19 protein-coding genes and 1 tRNA gene are annotated in these 18,678 nt (G+C 31.9%); 7 read left to right on the top strand and 13 right to left on the bottom strand.

The features are described from left to right. Positions 1 to 56 precede the first annotated feature (56 nt). Positions 57 to 138 (bottom strand) — tRNA-Leu (locus AW14_RS01880). A 102-nt stretch (positions 139 to 240) separates the two neighbouring features. Between AW14_RS01880 and AW14_RS01885 the strand changes: the two genes are divergently transcribed. The 4 genes from AW14_RS01885 to AW14_RS01900 all read left to right on the top strand — a co-directional run bounded on the left by AW14_RS01885 (position 241) and on the right by AW14_RS01900 (position 4,216). Further along, complete coding sequence (locus AW14_RS01885; RefSeq protein ID WP_044637269.1) at positions 241 to 1,629, top strand: dipeptidase; 1,389 nt, start codon at positions 241 to 243, stop codon at positions 1,627 to 1,629. Between the two features lie 25 nt (positions 1,630 to 1,654). Further along, positions 1,655 to 2,521, top strand: coding sequence for a DMT family transporter (locus AW14_RS01890; RefSeq protein WP_044637270.1), 867 nt, complete (start codon positions 1,655 to 1,657; stop codon positions 2,519 to 2,521). A gap of 75 nt (positions 2,522 to 2,596) precedes the next feature. Then, the gene (locus tag AW14_RS01895) at positions 2,597 to 3,697 is read left to right on the top strand and encodes a DUF4407 domain-containing protein (protein ID WP_044637271.1); all 1,101 of its coding nucleotides are present in this window, start codon (positions 2,597 to 2,599) and stop codon (positions 3,695 to 3,697) included. 87 nt (positions 3,698 to 3,784) lie between these two features. Further along, the gene (locus AW14_RS01900; RefSeq protein WP_044637272.1) at positions 3,785 to 4,216 is read left to right on the top strand and encodes a YybH family protein; all 432 of its coding nucleotides are present in this window, start codon (positions 3,785 to 3,787) and stop codon (positions 4,214 to 4,216) included. A gap of 34 nt (positions 4,217 to 4,250) precedes the next feature. On the opposite strand, the gene AW14_RS01905 is transcribed toward AW14_RS01900, so the two are convergent. From AW14_RS01905 to ruvC, 7 genes are all read right to left on the bottom strand, one after another. Next, positions 4,251 to 5,447 carry an IS256 family transposase gene (locus tag AW14_RS01905; RefSeq protein ID WP_044637031.1) on the bottom strand — a complete coding sequence of 399 codons (1,197 nt, stop codon included), beginning with the start codon at positions 5,445 to 5,447 and terminating at the stop codon, positions 4,251 to 4,253. Between the two features lie 167 nt (positions 5,448 to 5,614). Continuing rightward, positions 5,615 to 6,193, bottom strand: coding sequence for a PhnA domain-containing protein (locus AW14_RS01910; protein WP_044637273.1), 579 nt, complete (start codon positions 6,191 to 6,193; stop codon positions 5,615 to 5,617). A 117-nt stretch (positions 6,194 to 6,310) separates the two neighbouring features. After that, positions 6,311 to 7,138: a hypothetical protein gene (locus AW14_RS01915; protein ID WP_044637274.1), complete on the bottom strand. Its 828-nt coding sequence runs from the start codon at positions 7,136 to 7,138 to the stop codon at positions 6,311 to 6,313. A 181-nt stretch (positions 7,139 to 7,319) separates the two neighbouring features. Continuing rightward, the gene (locus tag AW14_RS01920; RefSeq protein WP_044637275.1) at positions 7,320 to 7,682 is read right to left on the bottom strand and encodes an MmcQ/YjbR family DNA-binding protein; all 363 of its coding nucleotides are present in this window, start codon (positions 7,680 to 7,682) and stop codon (positions 7,320 to 7,322) included. A 33-nt stretch (positions 7,683 to 7,715) separates the two neighbouring features. Continuing rightward, positions 7,716 to 8,471, bottom strand: coding sequence for a cyclase family protein (locus AW14_RS01925; protein WP_044637276.1), 756 nt, complete (start codon positions 8,469 to 8,471; stop codon positions 7,716 to 7,718). Beyond that, on the bottom strand, positions 8,468 to 9,619 hold the full coding sequence (gene hemW / locus AW14_RS01930; RefSeq protein WP_044637277.1) for a radical SAM family heme chaperone HemW: 1,152 nt from the start codon (positions 9,617 to 9,619) through the stop codon (positions 8,468 to 8,470). The genes AW14_RS01925 and hemW overlap by 4 nt, the downstream gene beginning before the upstream one ends. After that, positions 9,619 to 10,173 carry a crossover junction endodeoxyribonuclease RuvC gene (ruvC, locus tag AW14_RS01935; protein WP_044637278.1) on the bottom strand — a complete coding sequence of 185 codons (555 nt, stop codon included), beginning with the start codon at positions 10,171 to 10,173 and terminating at the stop codon, positions 9,619 to 9,621. The genes hemW and ruvC overlap by 1 nt, the downstream gene beginning before the upstream one ends. Here ruvC and AW14_RS01940 point away from each other — a divergent pair. Both AW14_RS01940 and AW14_RS01945 read left to right on the top strand, forming a co-directional pair. Further along, positions 10,172 to 11,212 (top strand): flippase-like domain-containing protein, encoded by a 1,041-nt coding sequence (locus tag AW14_RS01940; RefSeq protein ID WP_245617608.1) that lies wholly within the window; start codon positions 10,172 to 10,174, stop codon positions 11,210 to 11,212. The two genes, ruvC and AW14_RS01940, sit on opposite strands and share 2 nt — an antisense overlap. After that, a complete protein-coding gene (locus AW14_RS01945; RefSeq protein WP_044637279.1) occupies positions 11,209 to 12,330 on the top strand; it encodes a glycosyltransferase family 2 protein in 1,122 nt (373 codons plus the stop codon). Before AW14_RS01940 ends, AW14_RS01945 begins: the two co-directional genes overlap by 4 nt. On the opposite strand, the gene AW14_RS01950 is transcribed toward AW14_RS01945, so the two are convergent. The 5 genes from AW14_RS01950 to AW14_RS01965 form a co-directional block, all read right to left on the bottom strand. Continuing rightward, a complete protein-coding gene (locus AW14_RS01950) occupies positions 12,327 to 12,803 on the bottom strand; it encodes a hypothetical protein (protein WP_044637280.1) in 477 nt (158 codons plus the stop codon). The two genes, AW14_RS01945 and AW14_RS01950, sit on opposite strands and share 4 nt — an antisense overlap. A gap of 519 nt (positions 12,804 to 13,322) precedes the next feature. Next, a complete protein-coding gene (locus AW14_RS01955; RefSeq protein ID WP_044637281.1) occupies positions 13,323 to 13,997 on the bottom strand; it encodes a response regulator in 675 nt (224 codons plus the stop codon). 9 nt (positions 13,998 to 14,006) lie between these two features. Then, complete coding sequence (locus AW14_RS01960) at positions 14,007 to 16,037, bottom strand: tetratricopeptide repeat-containing sensor histidine kinase (RefSeq protein ID WP_052647407.1); 2,031 nt, start codon at positions 16,035 to 16,037, stop codon at positions 14,007 to 14,009. 113 nt (positions 16,038 to 16,150) lie between these two features. Continuing rightward, positions 16,151 to 16,297, bottom strand: coding sequence for a hypothetical protein (locus AW14_RS14790; protein WP_154662103.1), 147 nt, complete (start codon positions 16,295 to 16,297; stop codon positions 16,151 to 16,153). A 349-nt stretch (positions 16,298 to 16,646) separates the two neighbouring features. Next, positions 16,647 to 17,651 carry a LacI family DNA-binding transcriptional regulator gene (locus AW14_RS01965; protein WP_044637282.1) on the bottom strand — a complete coding sequence of 335 codons (1,005 nt, stop codon included), beginning with the start codon at positions 17,649 to 17,651 and terminating at the stop codon, positions 16,647 to 16,649. A 175-nt stretch (positions 17,652 to 17,826) separates the two neighbouring features. On the opposite strand from AW14_RS01965, the gene AW14_RS01970 reads away from it, so the two are divergent. Then, positions 17,827 to 18,627, top strand: a complete 801-nt coding sequence (locus tag AW14_RS01970; RefSeq protein ID WP_044637283.1) for an HAD family hydrolase — start codon at positions 17,827 to 17,829, stop codon at positions 18,625 to 18,627. The last annotated feature ends 51 nt before the right edge of the window (positions 18,628 to 18,678 follow it).

Here is an 18,678-nt window from a genome sequence, read left to right on the forward strand (position 1 = left end):
AGATATTTTAAAAACAAAAAAGCCTCTCAAAATAATGAGAAACTTTTCCTTTACAGTGCGGGCGGGGAGACTCGAACTCCCACACCTCGCGGCACTAGATCCTAAGTCTAGCGTGTCTACCAATTCCACCACGCCCGCTAAAGATGTGCAAATATAAACAAGATTTTTAAATTGCAAACCCTCAACCCTTAAAAAAACATTCTTTTTTTTATACTTTTGAAAGAATATTAAAAAAATACGATGAGTAACATAAAAGAATACATAAACAATAATAAAGAACGCTTTATTCAGGAACTTTTAGAATTACTTAAAATTCCATCAATTAGCGCCGATTCGGCATACAAAAACGATGTTTTAAACACAGCACAAGCCGTTAAAACAAGTCTGGAACAAGCCGGTTGCGACACAGTTGAAATATGCGAAACACAGGGCTACCCCATTGTTTATGGTGAAAAAACCATAGATAAAAAACTACCCACTGTTTTAGTTTACGGCCATTACGATGTACAACCACCAGACCCAATAAACCTTTGGGATTCGCCTCCTTTTGAACCGGTTATAAAAACAACCGACAAACATCCTGAAGGGGCTATTTTTGCTCGTGGTGCCTGCGACGATAAAGGACAAATGTATATGCACGTTAAAGCTTTCGAGTACATGATTAATACCAACCAATTACCATGTAACGTTAAATTCATGATAGAAGGCGAAGAAGAAGTTGGCAGTTCCAACCTTGCTATTTTCGTTAAAAATAATCAGGAAAAACTTAAAAATGATGTTATCCTGATTTCCGATACCGGAATGATAGCTAACGATGTTCCATCAATTACTACCGGTTTGCGTGGCCTAAGTTATGTAGAATTAGAAGTAACAGGTCCTAATCGCGATTTACATTCAGGTTTATATGGTGGTGCGGTTGCCAACCCTATTAATATTCTGGCAAAAATGATTGCTTCACTTCACGACGAAAACAATCATATAACCATTCCTGGATTTTATGATGAAGTTGAAGAGCTATCACCAGAAGAACGCGCCGAAATGGCCAAAGCACCTTTTAATTTAGAAGCTTACAAAAAAGCACTAAACATAAACGCCGTTTATGGCGAAACCGGATACACAACCAACGAACGAAATTCCATTCGCCCAACTCTCGATGTCAATGGTATTTGGGGTGGTTATACCGGTGAAGGTGCCAAAACAGTTATTGCAAGTAAAGCATACGCTAAAATTTCGATGCGCTTAGTGCCAAATCAGGATTGGAAAAATATTACCGAACTTTTTACTAAACATTTTACTAACATAGCACCCCAAGGCGTAACTGTTAAAGTAACACCTCACCATGGTGGACAAGGTTATGTAACGCCCATAGATAACATTGGGTATCAAGCAGCAAGTAAAGCCTACCAAGATACCTTTGGCAAAACCCCAATACCACAACGTGGCGGCGGCAGCATACCTATTGTATCCCTTTTCGAACAAGAACTAAAAAGCAAAACCATTTTAATGGGCTTTGGTTTAGACAGCGACGCCATACATTCACCAAACGAACATTTCGGCATATTTAATTACTTAAAAGGCATCGAAACCATTCCGTTATTTTATAAATATTTTACCGAGCTTTCTAAATAAATTTTGGTGTTACTAAAACCATGAAATGAAAAACCAATACACCAAAAATTTAATATTTCTTTTAATTGCCACTCTTTTTGGTAGCACATCTGGACCCTTAGGTAAGTTTATAGATTTAGATCCTCCACTCATAATATGGTGCCGTTGCATAATAGGTGGGTTATTCTTATATATTTTTTGCTATGTTAAAAAAGTAAATTTGAAAATTTCATCTAAGAAAGACTTTCTAACAATAACAATAAGCGCTTTATTTTTTGGCGCCCATTGGATAACCTATTTCTATGCACTAAAGCTCTCTAACGTAGCTATTGGCATGCTGTCGTTATTTACCTACCCTATGTTAACGGCTTTAATTGAACCGCTATTTATTAAGGTTAAATTCGACCCGATGTATATTTTTTTAAGTATTATGGTTTTAATAGGACTTTATATTTTAGCACCAGAATTTAGTTTAGAAAGTTCTTCCTTTAGTGCCATTATATTTGGTGTTATATCGGCTTTACTCTATGCGTTGCGAAATATCATTTCCAAAAAATTAATAAGTCGATATTCTGGAATGAGTATTATGATGCATCAACTTATTATTTTAAGTCTCGTATTATTACCTGCTCCTTTTTTATTTGATGTTTCAAATATTTCAACAGAATTCCCTTACATCATAGCGCTTGCATTACTAACAACCGCCATTGGGCATACCATGATTGTAAGTAGTTTTAAACATTTCTCGGTAAGTACTGCAAGTATTATAAGTAGCACTCAGCCAATTTTTGGAATTCTAATTGCCATTGTTTTCCTTAATGAAATACCTAACCTAAATACCTTTATTGGCGGATCTTTAATTTTGGCTACGGTAGTAATTGAGAGCTACAGGTCTAGACAAAAAACTAATTAGCTTTTTTGGGATTTTATGTAACAAATAACACGCTTTAACGTTCTAAGAGTCAATCATCAATCAAAATCAATTATTATGTTAAAGCAATTCTTCATAATTTGCTCGGGTGCAGACACCGATATTTTAGAACAATGTTCAAAAGGTGAACAAAATAAATATACTGGGGTTGGCGCCACCGTTTTTTTTACTGCCCTCATGGCGTTTATAGCTGCCAGCTATGCACTCTTTACCGTTTTCGATAATCTCTATACTTCTATTTTTTTCGGAGTTATATGGGGTTTACTCATTTTTAATTTAGACCGATATATTGTTTCAACCATTAAAAAAACCGGGAGTTTTTTAGATGAATTTTTACAAGCCTCGCCACGAATTATTCTTGCGGTAATTATTGCCATAGTTATTTCGAAGCCTTTAGAACTAAAAATTTTCGAAAAGGAAATAAACCAAGTGCTTCTTGAGCAAAAAAATGAATTAACACTCGCTAATAAAAATGACATTGCAGAACAATTTAATCCTAATATCGAGGCACTAGAAAACAATATAAAAGCCTTAGAAAATCAAATCGCAACAAAAGAGACAGAAGTGAATGCGCTTTATGATATTTATATAAATGAAGCCGAAGGAACTGCCGGCACCAAGCGAATTGGCAAAGGACCTGTTTACAGTGAAAAAAGAGAAAAACACGACGCCGCCCTAGCCGAATTGCAACAATTAAAAACCGATAACAAATCTAAAATAAGCTCCCTAGAATCTGATATCGCTAAACTTAAAGCTACCTACAACACACAAATTGACAAAACACAACCCATTATTGATAGTTTCGATGGCTTAATGGCGCGTATAAATGCATTAGAAAAACTACCATGGCTACCTTCATTTTTTATTTTCTTATTGTTTTTAGCTATTGAAACATCGCCTATTATCGCTAAATTATTAGCACCTAAAAGTGCCTACGATTTTAAGTTAGAAGACCAAGAAACCGCTGTTAAAACAAACGTACTTCAAAATAAAAACCAAAGAGAGGCTTTATTAAAAACCGATTTTGCTATAAATGACCGAATTTACAAAGACCTTGAAAACGAAGACGAGCTGTATAATTATAAACGAAAAAAAGCAAAAACACTCATGCAGCTTCAGGCAGATGCCTTTCTAGAAAAACAAAGCAAAGTACTTTAGGCTTTCGTAGCAACTGTGTAAATAAGTTTTTATTTTTAAGAGCATTCTTTGTACTTTCATAGACTTAAAACTTAAAATCGCTTTTTAATGAAAAAAATACTTGTGTTTCTTTGTTTTCTGTTTGCCATTAATAATTTTGCCCAAACCAATAACGAAAAAGATATTAAAGAAATTAAATCGTTATTAAAGTCGCAACGACTGGCTTGGTCTAAAAACAATATTGATGAGTTTATGGAAGGCTACTGGAAAAACGATTCGCTAAAATTTTATGGTAGCAACGGCATTACTTATGGTTGGGAAAACACATTAAATCGTTATAAGAAAGCGTATCCAACAAAAGACCACACAGGAAAATTAAACTTTAAACTAAATGCCATTTCTAAAATAAATGATGACGCTTATTACGTTATGGGCGAATTTCATTTAAAAAGAGACATTGGCAATGCTACAGGTATTTTTATGATAATTCTAAAACGTATTGATGGCGAATGGAAAATTATTGCCGACACTATCCCGTAAAGTGTGTAAGTTAAAAATCGAGGGTTTAACTTTTTTAAAGTTGAACCCTTTTTTCAAATATAGTTAAAAACTGGTTTAAAATAATGCCCCAGTTCCTAATAGGCATCGACCATTTTTTGGTAGCCTCTCTAAGGGCTAAAAAAGTGGACTTCATAACAGCTTCATCTGTTGGGAATGAGAGCTTGTTTTTAGTGTATTTTCTGATTTTTCCATTAAGGTTTTCAATAAGGTTCGTAGTGTAAATGATTTTTCTAATTTCTAAAGGAAATTCATAGAAAGCGGTAAGTTCTTCCCAGTTATCTCTCCAGCTTTTAATAGCGTAAGAGTACTTGTGTTCCCATTTCTGAGCAAAGTCTTCTAGGGCGGCTTTTGCTGCACTTTTGGTGGGTGCATCGTAGATGCTTTTCATGTCCTTTGTAAATTCTTTCTTGTCTTTCCAAACAACATACCGACAAGCATTACGAATCTGGTGTACCACGCAGATTTGGGTTTTAGATTCAGGAAAAACGTTTTTAATGGTGTCGGTAAAACCGTTAAGATTATCTGTGGCCGTGATAAGCAAATCCTGAACGCCTCTGGCTTTCATATCGGTTAGTACACTCATCCAAAAGGCTGCCGATTCATTCTTCCCCAACCAAAGCCCTAAGACTTCCTTTTTACCATCTCTACGCAGTCCTACGGCGATGTACATGGTTTTGTTAATGACTTTGGAGTTCTCCCGAACCTTAAATACGATGCCATCCATCCAAGTAATTAAATATACGGGCTCCAGAGGTCTGTTTTGCCAAGCAACAATATCATTGGTAACTTTATCTGTGATACGTGATATGGTAGATGTGGATACATCAAAATCGTAAACTTCTCGGATTTGCTCTTCAATATCAGAATTACTCATACCCTTGGCATAAAGGCTGATAATGACGTTTTCTATGCCATCAACCATGTTAGTGCGTTTAGGAACCAGCATAGGGTTAAAAGAAGCGTCCCGGTCTCTGGGAACTTTAATATTAGTCTCTCCTAAAGCTGTTTTTATCTTTTTAGACCCATAGCCGTTACGGGTATTGCTATTATCGGATTGCTGATGCTTCTCATAGTCTAAATGAGCATCAAGTTCCCCTTCTAGCATCTTTTCAATACCTCGCTTTTGAATGGATTTTAGAAAGGAGGTCAGTTCGTCTCCTGTTTTAAACTGTTTTAAAAAATCGTCGTTTAGAAAATCTTCTTTCTTCATAAGTGTGTAAATTTTAAAATTAAACAAAAAAATATCGAGGGTTGCAACCCTCGATATTTTTAACTTTACACACTTTGTGAGATACTACCTTATTGCCGATACTTCTGCTTAACAAACCTTATAAATTAAAAAAGGCTTATCGAAATTGATAAGCCTTTTGTGTTTAGTTATGTTTTCTTTACGTATTTAGTAATTATTACTATTTGTTGTCCGTCTACTTTACCTTCAATGTATTCTGCATTTTCGTGATCTAAACGAATATTTCTAACAGGCGTTCCTTGTTTAGCAACCATACTGGAGCCTTTCACTTTTAAATCTTTTACCAATACAACCGAATCGCCATTTTCAAGAATAACACCATTTACATCTCGGTGAATAATTTTCTCGCTATCATCTTTGTCTTCGCCGGTTGCACGCGCTAAAGCCAAGGCCTCATCATCTAAATACATCATGTCCAGCAAATCTTTTGGCCAGCCTTCGCTTCGTAAACGTTGTAACATTCTCCATGCCATTATTTGAACGGCAACAAACTCACTCCACATGCTATCGTTTAAACATCTCCAGTGGTTTGCATCCATTTCTACTTTGCCTTCAATTTGGTCTAAGCAGGTTTTACAAACCAAAATATCATTATCAACATTCTCATTTAACGATGGTGGAATGGTGTATTGGGATAAATCGTTGGTAGCTGTACATAATTCGCAAGTTGAATTGCTTCTTTCTTTCAATGTTTGAATAACACTCATTATTGTTTATTTAAAGGTGCAATAATACACTAAAAATTTATACTAGAGGTTTAGCTTCCTAATTCCTGAAAATAAAAAAAGCGCTTTTTTCAAGCGCTTTTTTAAAATATAATAAAGCTATTTGGTAAGTTCTTTTACTTGTTTATACACAAAATCGCCGTGTACACCAGTAAAATATTTATTAAAAATTTCTCCTTTTTCTTTTCTAACGGCTTCATCAGGCCATGCTTTTTTCATTAATTCGGGATAACTATCAAACATTTTATCTAAGTCTGCCAAAGAATCTACAAAGAAAGATTCCATCATTTCAGTGCCATCACTACCCCAAGCATGTCTGTGTGAGTAATAACCAATAATTAAAGGATTGTTTTTTACTAAAACATTAAAACGCTCGGTCATAATATCTTTAAACTCACCTGCTTTCGGATTATCTGGATAGGCAAAATGTGTTTTTCGAACATAACAAATTAAATCTTTTGTGTTCGATTTTGGAACATGCTTTACTAAAGGCAACACCGAATACAATTCATCTGAATGCTGGCGTGAGTAATAAGCTTGTTGCTTTTTCATAAATGCATCCCTTTCGGCTTTATCGGGCCAAGCTTCTTTTTCGAGTTCGGCATCGCGGTTGGCTGCCTTTTCAATGTCTTCCCAAGAACCATAAACTCTTACGTGAATAAGCTCTGTATTATCGGGTGTCATTTGGTGTAAAAAAAATGAGGAAGCAATTAAATACTCATTTTTATTAGTTACTTTTTCTAGATATTCTTTTTCTAAAGATTTCCATGCATCCATTTCGAAATCTTCGTTATTCATATTCCAGTGCATGGTTGTTGCCGAGATAAATTTAGCAACTGGTTCTGCTTCTTGTGCTGAAATAATAGTGGTACTGAATAGCAATAACATGCATAGTATTGCTGCAAAAAATTGGTTGGTGGTTTTCATAATTAAAAAATTAAGGTTAGTATAATAGGTGTTAAAATTTAAAATCTATTATTCTAATACTGAAACCTTTGGGGAAATTCCAACTAGAAAACGCTACTTTATAACTATAGGGAAGAAAATTGTTTATCTAATATACGAAAAGTATTTAATTAATTGAAAATTAATTAATTAAATTAAAAAATCACAACAGCTCGTTTCTTAGTTTTTTAGGCATTGCTTTTACAACCATATCATAGCTATGGTCTATTAATTCTAAAACAAACTTAGTTTGTAATTCGCCTTTATAAATTAAAACAGAATTCCAGTTAGCTTTATTCATGTGCCATCCTGGTTGAATCGATTCGTATTCGGCTCGCAACTCTAAAGCATATTCTGGGTCGCATTTTAAATTAACCCACCCCTCGCCTGCTTCCCATTTTTCAAGTGGAAACAAAGCAAACATTTTACCCAATACTTTAAATACTAAAGTATCGGCATCAAAAGGAAAGGTTTCTGTAACCGCCGGCTTTTTTAAGCAATATTGTCTGAGTTGTTCTATGTCCATTTTATTTCTGTTTCAATAAAACTTACTTAATAACTATTCTTCAATAATTTTATACAAAATGGGTTTACTGGGTGAAGCATCATTTTCGAAGGGCGCTATTTGAATATTTAAAAAATAGGTGCCATCATCAATATTATTGGGAACAAATATTAGTTCGGTTATGGTGGCATCCATTCTTATAGCTCCCGAAGTATTCCAAAATGCATGATGAGATAATAATTCACCATCGTCTTTTTCTTTATCGACACTCGGTAAATCAATTAGTAAATGTTTAATGCCTTTTTCTTTTAATAAATGGGTGGCATCTTCTGCTAAATAAGGCGGATTGGTGTTAGAATACTGCCTGGTTAATTTCTGTCTGGTATTAGGCAGGGTTCTAATTACTATGGCATCCCGTTTTTTATTGCCTAATGCAAACTGTATTTGTCGTTTTGTAATTACAAAATCATCATCAATTTTTTCTGGCGGTATGGTAACTAATTCAGCTAAAAAGAAAAATTGTTTTAAATACTGATTTACAGAATGCACCTTATTGGTAATATGCCCGACACATTCGGTGTGTGTGCCATGCGCATGCGGATTAAAATATATATCATTAAAATTTATACACGCACCTGCCTCGACACTACCTACCCAATCATCGTCGAAAGTAACGGGCTCAATTTTTGGAGACCCAACATACCATACGTTCACATTATCTTTAGAACCTTTTAATGGAATTGAAATATCGATAGCCTGAGTTAAATCTATTTGATATTTTCTGGAGTTATATTGTATTGTTGCAATCACTTTAAATTAATTTTAAAAAGGTCTGAAGCAATGCCATCACTTAAAAATTTACCTTTTTTGGTTACGTGTAATTTATTGTCCTTAATATACAATAAATCGTTATTTAAATGATTGCTTGCCTGCTCTAATGCATATTTTTTATATAAAACACCAAATTCAGTTTCAATTTTATCTAAAGAAACGCCCCAAATAGTTCGTAAACCTGTCATAATATATTCGTTATATCTATCGGTAACAGATAAGGTTTCGGTTTCTATGGGTAATACATTGTCGTTTAAAGCATTTATGTATTTTGAATTATTTCTAACATTCCAACCCCGAATACGTCCGTTGTAAGAATGCGCCGAAGGACCAATTCCTATGTAAGGTTTCCCTAACCAATAAGCGGTGTTGTTTTTACTAAAATAATTGGGTTTACCAAAATTAGAAAGTTCGTAATGCATAAAACCTGAAGCTTCTAAAGTTTTAACAAGCAATTGAAATTGTTGTTCGGCAAGAGCATCATCTACATTTTCTATAACTCCTTTTTTTATAAAGCGCTCTAATGCGGTGTTGGGCTCGACTGTTAAAGCATAACTGGATATATGCGGAATATTAAATGCTAAAGCCGTTTGAATATTTTGAAACCATTTTTCGTTGGAAGCACCCGGAATACCATAAATTAAATCTACCGAAATGTTTTCGAAATACTCTGAAGCATCCTTTAAACATTGTTTAGCTTCGTTGGCATTGTGTGCACGATTCATGAGTTTTAAATCTTCTTCAAAAAACGATTGAATCCCAATACTTAAGCGATTAATACCAATAGATTTATATTTTTCAAAAATGGTTCGCGATTCCCCTTGGGCTGCTACCAAATCATCTGGATTGGCTTCCAGAGTAATTTCAGGAGTTTCAATAACTTTGTAGTTTTTGTAAACAGCACCAATAAGGAGTTGCAAGGCTTCAATTGACAGTAACGACGGCGTACCACCACCAAAATAAATAGTTTCAACGGAAATGTCTTTAAATTCAGGTGCTCTTAATTCAATTTCCCGAACCAAGGCCTGAACCATTTGGTTTTTCTTTTTTAATGACGTTGAAAAATGAAAATCGCAGTAATAACATGCTTGTTTGCAAAACGGAATATGAATGTAAATACCTGCCATTACTTTTTAATCCGATCTTCGTTTTGTTTTATAAAGGCACTCCAACCAGTATAACTTTTGCCAATTTCTACTCTGCCATCGTTGTAAAAATGACAAACAGCCGCTGCTAAACCATCGGTAGCATCGAGATTTTTAGGAATTGTTTTTAACCCCAATAAACTTTGAAGCATTTTCGCCACTTGCTCTTTGGTAGCATTACCATTTCCGGTAATGGCCATTTTAATTTTTTTTGGAGAATATTCTGTAATAGGAATCTCCCGACTTAAACCAGCTGCCATGGCAACACCCTGGGCGCGACCTAACTTAAGCATACTTTGCACATTTTTCCCAAAAAATGGCGCTTCAATGGCTATTTCGTCGGGATGATGTGTGTCTATTAACTCAATGGTTCGTTCAAAAATTAATTTCAGTTTTAAATAATGGTCGTCGTACTTTTTTAAGTCAAGTTCGTTTAACTGTAAAAAAGTCATGGTTTTTCCAACCACTTTTATGAGTCCGAAACCCATAATAGTTGTACCAGGATCTATTCCTAAAATAATTTTTTCTTTAGCCATGTTATTTAAAATCGGTACTAAAACACCAATATCGCTTATTTATGATTTATTTTGCGACATATTTATGATGCAGACGATTCCACACAAAACTAAACAATTCTTTTTTGTACTTATTAAAATAAGTATTGTTATCGTCGCTTTTTATTTTATTTACAACAAACTAATAAATAACAAGGAATTAAACTTTTCAGATTTAATTAACCTTTTAATAAAAAACGATGTTTTTTCATTAAAAAACAGCCTAATTATTCTTTTACTGACTTCTTTTAACTGGATTTTGGAAATTTTAAAGTGGCAAAATTTAGTAAAACCATGGCATGCTTTAGGGTTTAAAGATGCCATGAAACAAAGCTTAAGTGCTTTAACGATTTCCATTATAACGCCCAACCGCATTGGAGAATATGGGGCTAAAGTTTTGTACTACAACAAAGAGAGCAGAAAACGCATCCTTCTTTTAAACTTTCTAGGTAACATGTCTCAAATGCTTATCACCACGGTTTTTGGCAGCATAGGACTTGTTATGTTTTCTATACATTATGCTATTAAAATTAACTTTTATAAGCCTGCTTTATTTTTAATTATTGGTTTATTACTAATTGTTTTAACAAGGCTATTTTTAAAAAAAAACAAATTAAAACTGAAGGGTTTTTCAATTGAAAAATTGAAACAATTCCTTTTAAATTACCCCAAAAAAAACTTCTTACTTGTTATATGGTTTTCTCTAGTACGTTATACATTATTTACATTTCAATTTTATTTTCTACTTCATATTTTAGATGTAAAATTGTCTTATTTCACGGCAATTATTCCTATATCGAGTATGTATTTAATTGCATCCATAATCCCTACCATTAATATTTTCGATTTGGTTATAAAAGGGAGTGTTGGAGTGTATTTATTTAAGTTTCTGGGCGTAAATCCTGTATTTATACTAGTTGTAACAACCACTATGTGGCTTTTAAATTTTGCGCTTCCTAGTGTTATTGGAAGCTATTTTGTACTTAATTTTAATTCAGAAAAAAACAAAATTGATATATGATTTTACTTAGCATCACCATTAGTTTAATCTACCTTGTTTTAATAGGAAGTTTTGTTTTTGGATTTGAAAAAATTAAAACATTCAAATTAAAGGCATTAGAAGCCGAGACATCCTTTTCTGTTATCATTCCATTTAGAAATGAAGCTGAAAATTTACCCAAACTCATAGCTTCTATTAATTTACTGGATTACCCAAAAGACCTTTTTGAAATTATTTTTGTTAATGATGCTTCTGAAGATGATTCGGTTGAAATTATAGAAAACAACATCGACTCTTCAATAGATTATGCTATTTTAAATAACAACTACAAATCGAATGCTCCAAAAAAAGATGCCATAAGCAAAGCATTAAATCATTCGAAAAACCAATGGATAATAACCACCGATGCCGACTGTTTGTTTTCGCAAAAATGGCTGCATAGTTTCAATGCGTATATTCAAAAAAATAAGGTTCTATGTTTAGCTGCGCCTGTTACTTATACTATTAAAAACAACTTTTTAAATACCTTTCAATTATTAGATATTTTAAGTTTGCAAGGAGCGACTATAGGAGGTTTTGGTATTAAAAAACCTTTTTTATGCAATGGCGCCAATTTCGCTTACCAAAAAACTATTTTTAATGAAGTTCATGGTTTTGAAGGCAACACAAATACCGCCAGTGGCGATGATGTTTTTCTATTAGAAAAAATTGCTAAACAATACCCAGACCAAGTTCATTATTTAAAATGTAACGATGCCGTTGTTTTAACCCAATCGCAGGCAAGTTGGCATCATTTAATTCAGCAACGTATTCGTTGGGCGAGCAAAACCAGTGCATATAAAAACATGTTTGGAAAACTCACCGGACTTATTGTTTTGCTTATGAATACGCTTATAGTATGTTTAATTATATTGGTGCTTTTAGGGCTTTTTAAAACAAAAACAACTGTTTATATTTTCATGATTAAGTTTAGTATCGATTTACTTTTAATATATAAAACCTGCGCATTTTTTAATCAAAATAGTGTTTTGAAATTTTATGTTTTCGGATTTCTATTATATCCGTTTTTTAGTAGCTATGTAGCTATACAATCTATTTTTTCGGGATATACCTGGAAAGGACGCGCGTTTAAAAGTTAATCTACTTTTATTACAATAGGTAATTTAAATTCGGTGGTTACTTGTTGGCCGCGTTTAATGGCCGGGTAAATTTTGGGCAAAGAGTCTAAACCAGATCGAATAAGGGTTTCGAGATTTGGAATTTCTTCGGAAGTAACACTATCAATTTTAGCACTTTTAAGTTTTAAAATACCTAATTCCGATATTTGAAATTCTAAATTAATCGTATCGTTTATATCTTGTGTTACTATAATAGAATCTTTTTTTAAGGCCTCTAGAATGTAACTTGTTAATACGCTCGAAAAACAGTCTTTTTTTTCGATATTCCCATTTGTAGAGTCACAAACAGAAAAAGAAGGATAATCATCTACTTCATTCCAGTTAAAAGTTTGCAATTCTTCTTTTAAAATAGCTTCAGTAGATGTTTTTTTTACGTTGAAATAATTACATGAAGTAAAAATTAAAACTAATATTAAAACGTAAAATTGCTTCATAGATTAAAACTAAGGTGGAAAAGTACGATTTTTTTGGTTTTTAAGATATTAAAAAGCTGAAAAACCGAAGTTTGCGCTTCGGTTTTAAACATTATATTAAAAATAATAAATTTATTTATTCACTAACTTGAAAAAAATACTGCTTTTACATTTGTCTATTTAAATTCAAAAATAATTCACATGCTGTTCTCTTATATCTTTTAAGCTTGTTTCATTTGTTGGTTAAGAATAATTAATTTTTTAGTTATAAACTTAACATAAAAGAAGAAGCCCTGTGGGTCTCTCACCTCCACAGGGCATGTAAATTGCTATTATCAACAAAAAAAATTGAGGGATTAATTAATCTTGAAGTGTTGATAGGACAAAGTTAATAATTTGTTTTGAATTATAAGTGCGGGAAAACCGTAACTGAAGAGAAGATATACTCAAAACCCCTATAAAAACTAATACTACGAGCAAAAATAAAAAAGCTAATTTTATTAAACTTTAACAGTTTTTTAAATAATTGTAAGCTAAACCTTAAACAAAACCTTTTTTTCTAGCTTCATTTAACAAAGTCTCATCTTCACCATCTTGAACATCAAATATTTCTCTTAATTGTTTTTTTCTTTTTTCAATAGCACTTAACGAAATATCTAAATGAGAAACCAAATTTTTTGTCTTGATACCTTGAGATAATAAATGTAAAATTTTTCTATTTTTTTCATCTATAACCACATCGCTGTTAGACATTTTTCTCATAATACTATTTACGGTTCCACTGTAAAAAGGAGGATTATTTAGCACCGCTTGAAATGCACTTGCTAATTCGCTAGATGTTAGATCACTTTTAATTAAAAACCCTTCCGGACCAATAGTTTTTATAATATTATGAATACGGAAAGACTCATTAAACATAGTTAAAATTATAATTTTAGCCTCTGGGAGAACTTTACGAACATAAACGGCAATATCTTCACCAGAAGTCATTAAACCGTCTGTTGAAGGCGGCAAACTTATATCAACAAATAGAACATTATAATTAAAATTATTTTCTAAGGCCTTATCTATAAGTTTTATAGCTTGATCACAATTGTTGGCTATATCGATAAGAAGTTCTTGGTTTTGTTTTTTTGTAAATAATAATGTGTTTTGATACCCCTCAATAATCATTGGGTGATCGTCTATCATTAATATTCTCAATTTTTCAATCATAATACTGTATTAGGTTAGTTTTATTGGGGCTTCAATTTCTACGGTTGTTCCTTCATTAATTGTCGATGATATTTTAATTTCTCCTTTTATCTCTTTCATTCTAGATTTCATATTTTTCAATCCTATACCAGATTTTATTTTATTTACATCAAATCCAGAGCCATTATCATGTATGGTTAAGCAAATTACATTTTTATTTAATTTAAAACTAATATTTACATGTGTTGCTTTGGCATGTTTATAAATATTATGCAGAGTTTCTTGTATAATTCTATAAATATGAATTTTGGTTTTGTTGGAAATATCATCCCAATTTATAACATCTTCATATTCTAATTTATAATTTAACTTGTAGGCTATTGTTTGACTTTCGACAAGGGTTCTAATAATATCGATAAAACCAGAACCTGAAACAAAATCGGTATTTAATTCATGAGAAACTTTTCTAATATCCTGCTCGATAGTTTTTAGTCCATCGATATATTCACTTCTTGTCTTAATTGCCTCAGGGCTTGTATTCATGTTTAGACTATCTAAACTTAATCGCGTTCCAAATAAACGTCCTAAAACACCATCGTGTAATTCTTGTGAAATTCGTTTTTTCTCATTGGTACGCGCTTCTTCAATCTTTTCGTTTTGAGAAAGCATGAGGTTATAAATTTCTTCATTTGTTTTTTGTTGTTGCTGAATAAATTGCAACTCTTTATTCCTGTTACGTTGTGTTATAACTAAATAAAGTAAAAAAGAAGAAACAATTAACACCACAGATATTATTAATAACCATAAGCGTTCTTTAGCTATTTGTACATTTTCTTCTTCTAATTGGTTGGTTTCAAAACGAATTCGAGCAAACTTGTTTCGAATATTGCGTTCATTTTTTTGTAAGCTATCATTTAACTTTACATAAGCTCTTAAATGATTTGCGGCGGCTTCGCCTTGTTCTATTTTAGATAGTAAAAGAAGGGATTTTAACAAATCGTCGTTATGATATTTTTCTGAAATTTCTTTGGCGGCATAGGCATACAATTTTGCAGAATCCTTATTACCTATATCATTATAATACTCGGCTAAATGTTGGTTTATTATAATTGAATTGTATCCTTTATTTTCAACACTATTACTTACGTTGAGAGCCTCTAAATAAAGATCTGGCAGTTGCTCGCTGTTACCCGATAAATACATAGTATGAGCGTAGTTATCTAATACCAGCGCATACATATTGGGATGATCTGTTTTTAAGTTTGAATCGGCCAGTAATTGTTTGTAATGTGAAAGTGCCAACTGGTAATTACCAGAATTTTTATAGGCAAGCGCTAAATTGTTTGTAGAAACATCGATACTTAGTTTATTATTACCATCTAATGTTTTCTTTAATTCTAAGGCTTTCTTATGGTATTTTATAGATTCCTCATACTGCTCAAGTTGATCGAAAATATTACCTAAATTATTGAATAAATAAGCCTTTTTTTTAACAACGGCATCGGTTTTTTTTAACCCCTCTAAAAACTTAATACCTTCGGTTGATGTAATTTCACTACCTGTATAATCTTTTTCATTTTTTTGAATTATAGCAATGTAGAGCAAAAGCGTTGCTGTATTAAAATCATCATTTAATGATCTATATATTTTTTCTGAATTATGATAATAAAAATAGGCGCTATCGGTTAATTGAATATTATAAAAATAGTCGCCTAATTTCTGATTAATCTCTGCTATCGAGACGGAATCTTTTAACTTCTCAGAAAATCTTAAATTATCTTTACTGGTTTTTAAAAATAAGTTGTTTAAACCTCGTTCTAAATGCATCTCAGACACAACTATATTACTTTTTACAATGAGCGTGTCTAACTTTAAATTTTGTGCTAAATACTTTGCTTTATTAGCATAAGCAAACCGTTTATTATAATCAAATTCTGTTTTATTTTTAGCTCGCTTTATATAAACTTCAAAGCTATCTAATTTAGCTTTCACATTATCTTGAGACCAAGATAAATGAAACCCTAGTAACAATGCTGTTATAATTAAAACTCTTAGATTCAATGGTTATATATTAGTATAACTCAAATGTATCTATAATTTTTTACATTTATAAATGAAAAAAGCCCTTATTCTATTAAAAATAAGGGCTTAGTATTTATAAAGCTTAAATAAAATTATCTTTCATCAATTTGACCTCCTGTAAAAGGAGCGCTTACTTCTCTCGTATTTAATAAATCGTCTTCATTTAAATCTTGTTTAGTACAAGATGCTAATGATGCAAAAATTACAGCTAAGATTAAGGTGATTTTTAGGGTTTTCATGATTATTGATTTTTAGGTTATACTATTTTTTCTAATTGTTTAAACAAAAATGTTACAGAGACTTTAAAAAATTAAAATCTCGGTTGAGGGAAAAAATGGATAATTAACTTAAAAATCTAATACACAAAAGTATACAGACTTGCAATAAAATATTTTTGAGGGAATGCAACCTAAAGGTTACTAAATGGATTAATGTTGCTTTTATGGACTTAGGGAATGATATTTTGCGCCCTTAAAGCTTTGCTAATTTATAATAAAGAAAACAATAAACAAAAAAAATAACGATAAAATGCGTTATTTTACCGATGAACAGTTTAAATGCGAATGATTTTATAAAAAACAGAAGAAATTAAAGCGTAGATTTACTTTTAATAACACTCGTTTTAACAATAATTGTTTTAACATCTTCTTGAGTTGTTTTATTTTGTAACCTATTTATTAGCATTTGTGCAGCGCTAGCTCCTATTTCTTTTGCATGTTGCCTTATTGTTGTAAGCTTGGGAATGGTATGATAACTATCTGATTTACTTGCATATCCTATAACAGAAATATCTTTTGGAACTTTTCTACCAAGCTTTATGGCTGTATTAAGGGCAATAATACCTGAAGAACTATCGGCTGAAATAACACCATCAATTTGAGGATTTTTCTTTAAAAAGGATAAAATCTTTTTTTGACTATCGTCTTTCTTTTTTATTGACAATACATATGGCTCATAATTTCCATTCTCAATTAATGCTTTATTATATCCACGTGCTCGTAATTTACCAACACTTAAACTATCTATTGTACTAATAAATGCAATGTGTTTTCGTTTTTCGGCAATCAAACCTAACGTTGCATTATACGTAGCGTCAAAATCATCCACAATAACCTTATCGCACAACACATCATGAGCTACCCTATCAAACATAACAATGGGTAAGCCTTGAGAAATAGTACGCTTAAAATGTTCAATTTCATTTTTTATCTGGGTTTCTTGTGCCACCGATAAAATAAAACCATCTACACTGCCATTTGCTAAAAGTTGCAAACCATCTTTTTCTTTTTCTAAAGATTCATTTGAAATACAAGTAATAATGTTATAGCCATATTTGGTAGCCTCTCTTTCAATACCAAATAAAACCTTAGCTAAAAAATGGTTCAAAATGTCAGGTATTATTACACCTATAGTCTTTGTTTTATTTTGCTTTAAACTTAAAGCTACTTTATTTGGCTTATAATTATATAATTCAGCTAACTCTTTTACGCGCTTAACAGTTTCTTCTCCAATTTCAACGCTATTATTTAATGCTTTTGAAACTGTAGAAATTGAAACATTTAACTCTTTTGCCAACTGTTTTAATGTAACCATATATTCTTTTTGTTAATGAAAGTCTTGCAATTTACAAAAATCCCAATTGCAAAATGTTTAGTAAATAATAAGTTTTAATAAATATAAATAAGAATTAAACAAAAGTTATTAGATTAATTATGAGTTAACATTTAATTTATTGAATAATATTATTTTTGTGGCTTAATTGTTTAATATGGATTTTTCTAAAGTAAAACTAGTTGTTTCCGACATGGATGGCACATTGCTAAATCCTGAAAGTGAAGTAAGTACCCGTTTTTTCTATCAGTTTAATGAATTACAAAAACAAAATATTCATTTTGTAGCAGCAAGTGGCCGCCAATACCAAAGCATTTTAGATAAATTAAATCCTATAAAAGATTACATTTCAATCATTGCCGAAAATGGAGGCATCCTGAAACTTAATAATATTGAACAAGTATTATTGCGTTTACCACACCATATGGTTTCGGCTTCCATTAAACTATTGCGCGAAATTGATGGCGCATATATTGTTTTATGTGGAAGAAATTCAGCCTACATAGAAACAACCGACACAGAATTTATTTCAAAATTTAGTAAATACTACAAAGAATATAGCATTGTTGAAGATTTAACAAAAGTTGAAAATGATGATTTCTTAAAAATTGCAGTTTACCATCATACCTCTTCTGAAATGCATATTTTACCAAAAGCTTCGATTTTAAAAAAAGATTTACAAGTTATAGTATCTAGCCAAAATTGGTTAGACATCTCACATGCCGAGGCCAATAAAGGGTATGCATTAAAAATTCTGCAAAAACAAATGGGTATAACAAAAGACGAAACCATGGTTTTTGGAGATTATAATAATGATTTACAAATGTTAGAATTAGGTTATTTTAGTTATGCTATGGGAAATGCCCATCCAGATGTTAAAAAAATAGCGCAGTTTTCAACTAAAAGCAATTCCGAAGAAGGTGTTGAAACCATTATTGACAAACTCATAAAAAAATAATTTTATTAACGTTTATTTAAACAAAAAGCCTCAAACATGTATTTGAGGCTT

It is taken from the genome of Siansivirga zeaxanthinifaciens CC-SAMT-1, from assembly GCF_000941055.1.
Classification (GTDB): domain Bacteria; phylum Bacteroidota; class Bacteroidia; order Flavobacteriales; family Flavobacteriaceae; genus Siansivirga; species Siansivirga zeaxanthinifaciens.

What these genes read in the sequence shown, in the direction of transcription:
- AW14_RS01965 (WP_044637282.1), bottom strand. Translation starts at nt 17,651, where the DNA reads ATGGTTACATTAAAACAGTTGGCAAAAGAGTTAAATGTTTCAATTTCT.
- hemW (WP_044637277.1), bottom strand. Translation starts at nt 9,619, where the DNA reads ATGGCAGGTATTTACATTCATATTCCGTTTTGCAAACAAGCATGTTAT.
- AW14_RS01900 (WP_044637272.1), top strand. Translation starts at nt 3,785, where the DNA reads ATGAAAAAAATACTTGTGTTTCTTTGTTTTCTGTTTGCCATTAATAAT.
- AW14_RS01955 (WP_044637281.1), bottom strand. Translation starts at nt 13,997, where the DNA reads ATGATTGAAAAATTGAGAATATTAATGATAGACGATCACCCAATGATT.
- AW14_RS01940 (WP_245617608.1), top strand. Translation starts at nt 10,172, where the DNA reads ATGTTATTTAAAATCGGTACTAAAACACCAATATCGCTTATTTATGAT.
- AW14_RS01920 (WP_044637275.1), bottom strand. Translation starts at nt 7,682, where the DNA reads ATGGACATAGAACAACTCAGACAATATTGCTTAAAAAAGCCGGCGGTT.
- AW14_RS01970 (WP_044637283.1), top strand. Translation starts at nt 17,827, where the DNA reads ATGGATTTTTCTAAAGTAAAACTAGTTGTTTCCGACATGGATGGCACA.
- AW14_RS01885 (WP_044637269.1), top strand. Translation starts at nt 241, where the DNA reads ATGAGTAACATAAAAGAATACATAAACAATAATAAAGAACGCTTTATT.
- AW14_RS14790 (WP_154662103.1), bottom strand. Translation starts at nt 16,297, where the DNA reads ATGAAAACCCTAAAAATCACCTTAATCTTAGCTGTAATTTTTGCATCA.
- ruvC (WP_044637278.1), bottom strand. Translation starts at nt 10,173, where the DNA reads ATGGCTAAAGAAAAAATTATTTTAGGAATAGATCCTGGTACAACTATT.
- AW14_RS01895 (WP_044637271.1), top strand. Translation starts at nt 2,597, where the DNA reads ATGTTAAAGCAATTCTTCATAATTTGCTCGGGTGCAGACACCGATATT.
- AW14_RS01950 (WP_044637280.1), bottom strand. Translation starts at nt 12,803, where the DNA reads ATGAAGCAATTTTACGTTTTAATATTAGTTTTAATTTTTACTTCATGT.
- AW14_RS01915 (WP_044637274.1), bottom strand. Translation starts at nt 7,138, where the DNA reads ATGAAAACCACCAACCAATTTTTTGCAGCAATACTATGCATGTTATTG.
- AW14_RS01905 (WP_044637031.1), bottom strand. Translation starts at nt 5,447, where the DNA reads ATGAAGAAAGAAGATTTTCTAAACGACGATTTTTTAAAACAGTTTAAA.
- AW14_RS01890 (WP_044637270.1), top strand. Translation starts at nt 1,655, where the DNA reads ATGAAAAACCAATACACCAAAAATTTAATATTTCTTTTAATTGCCACT.
- AW14_RS01945 (WP_044637279.1), top strand. Translation starts at nt 11,209, where the DNA reads ATGATTTTACTTAGCATCACCATTAGTTTAATCTACCTTGTTTTAATA.
- AW14_RS01910 (WP_044637273.1), bottom strand. Translation starts at nt 6,193, where the DNA reads ATGAGTGTTATTCAAACATTGAAAGAAAGAAGCAATTCAACTTGCGAA.